General features: G+C 66.2%; 2 protein-coding genes. Both read right to left on the bottom strand.

The window, feature by feature from the left end:
- A partial coding sequence (locus AC2VOU_RS00230; RefSeq protein ID WP_486955539.1) for a DEAD/DEAH box helicase occupies nt 1–1,660 on the bottom strand: 1,660 nt, incomplete at its 3' end.
- Nucleotides 1,644–2,193, bottom strand: a 550-nt coding sequence (gene tatC / locus AC2VOU_RS00225; RefSeq protein ID WP_486955538.1) for a twin-arginine translocase subunit TatC, incomplete at its 5' end; no start/stop codon positions are given. The genes AC2VOU_RS00230 and tatC, both read right to left, overlap by 17 nt.

Here is a 2,193-nt window from a genome sequence, read left to right as displayed (position 1 = left end):
GCGCGCGCTCGTACTGGCTGATCTCTTCCCGCAGCCGGGCATAGTCAAGGACGGCTGCATCCTTGCCGCCGAGTTCGGCGGCAACGTCGTCGAGCATCTGGCGGCCACGTTCGATGCCACGGACCAGGCCGACCACCGAGCGGTCGGCCTGATACTGCGCGAACGACCGCTCCAAGAGCCGGTGCGCCTGCTCGGTGCCCACCCGGTTCACCAGGTTGATCGTCATGTTGTACGACGGCGCGAACGAACTGCGCAGTGGGAAGGTTCGGGTCGAGGCCAGGCCCGCTACCTCGGCCGGTTGGGTGGTCTCCTCGCCGGGATGCCAGAGCACGACGGCGTGACCCTCGACGTCGATGCCGCGCCGACCCGCCCGACCGGTCAGCTGGGTGTACTCGCCAGGCGTCAACGGCAGGTGCTGCTCGCCGTTGTACTTCACCAGCCGCTCCAACACCACCGAGCGCGCGGGCATGTTGATCCCCAAAGCCAGTGTCTCGGTGGCGAAGACGGCGCGGATCAACCCCGCGGTGAAGAGCTCCTCGACGGTATGCCGGAAAACCGGAAGCAGGCCGGCGTGGTGGGCGGCGATGCCGCGCATCAGCGCCTCGCGCCACTGGTGGTAGCCGAGCACGTCGAGGTCTGAGTCTTCGAGGTCACCGCAGCGATGGTCGATCACCTCGGCAATCTGCGCCCGCTCCGCTTCGGTGGTCAGCCGTAGCGACGACCGCAGACACTGTGTCACCGCGGCGTCGCAACCGACCCGGGAGAACACGAACGTGATCGCCGGCAACAGTCCGTCCGCGTCGAGCAGCCGTATCACGTCCGGCCGTGGCGGCGGGCGGTAGAAACCCGAGCGCCCGGAGCCACTTCTGCCGCCCCCGCCTCGCGGACCGCGCCAGTCGGACAGTCGATCGGCCTCACGTCGATGGGCGATGTGGCGCAACAGGTTTGGGTCGACGATTGCGTGCCGCCGGTCTTGGGCGCCTTGCTCGGGTGCGCTGTAGTCGAAGAGGTCAAAGAGTCGCTTGCCGACCAGCATGTGCTGCCACAGCGGGACCGGCCGGTGGTCGTCGACCACCACGGTGGTGTCGCCGCGCACGGTCTGGATCCAGCCGCCGAACTCCTCGGCGTTGCTGACCGTCGCCGACAGGCTGACCAGTCGAACGTCGTCGGGCAAATGCAGGATCACCTCCTCCCACACCGCGCCCCGCATCCGGTCGGCCAGGAAGTGCACCTCATCCATTACCACATATGAAAGGCCTTGCAACGCAGGAGAATCCGCGTAAAGCATGTTGCGCAGCACCTCGGTGGTCATCACCACCACCGGGGCGTCGGCATTGACCGACTGATCGCCGGTGAGTAGCCCGATCTGCTCTCTGCCGTAGCGGGCCACGAAATCGCTGTGCTTCTGGTTGCTCAGCGCCTTGATCGGCGTCGTGTAGAAGCACTTACCGCCCGAGGCCAACGCCAGGTGCACCGCGAATTCTCCGACGATGGTCTTGCCGGCCCCGGTCGGGGCACACACCAGCACACCGTGGCCGCACTCCAGGGCCGCACAGGCCCGCCGTTGGAAGGGATCAAGCTCGAACGCCAGGTCCGCTGCGAATCGAGCCAATTCACCGGCGAGCGCATCATCGCTACCGACGTCAGGTGATGTCGTCATGAGGTCCGGCGATGCTCGACGGTGCTCCGACCGCAGACGGTGAGTCGACCGCGGGCGGCGGATCGATGACCGATGCTTCGTCGTCGTCGAGGGCGGTCAGTGCTTCGCGTCTGGCTTTGCGTTTGTCGTGCACGCGCGCTATTTGGATGGACAGTTCGAGCAGCAGCGTCAGCGCCAGGCCCAGCGCCGTCATCGAGAACGGGTCGGAGCCGGGCGTGAAAATCGCCGCGAAGACGAACATGGCGAAGATCAGGCCACGCCGCCCTGACTTGAGTCGCTCGTAGGTCAACACCCCGACGAAGTTGAGCATCACGACGAGCAGCGGAAATTCGAAGCTGACGCCGAACACCAACAGCAGGTTGATCAGGAACCCGAAATACCGCTCGCCGGACAGCGCGGTCACCTGCACGTCGCTGCCGACGGTCAGCAGGAAGTGCAGGGCTTTGGCCAGCACGAGATAGGCCAGCACCGCGCCGGTGACGAACAACAGCGCCGCCGGAACCACGAACGCGACCGCGAACCGCTTCTCCTTC

The organism is Mycobacterium sp. TH-M25, assembly GCF_057473665.1.
The sequence above is the reverse complement of the archived record's forward strand: the minus strand, read 5'-3'. Positions and strand labels throughout refer to the sequence as shown.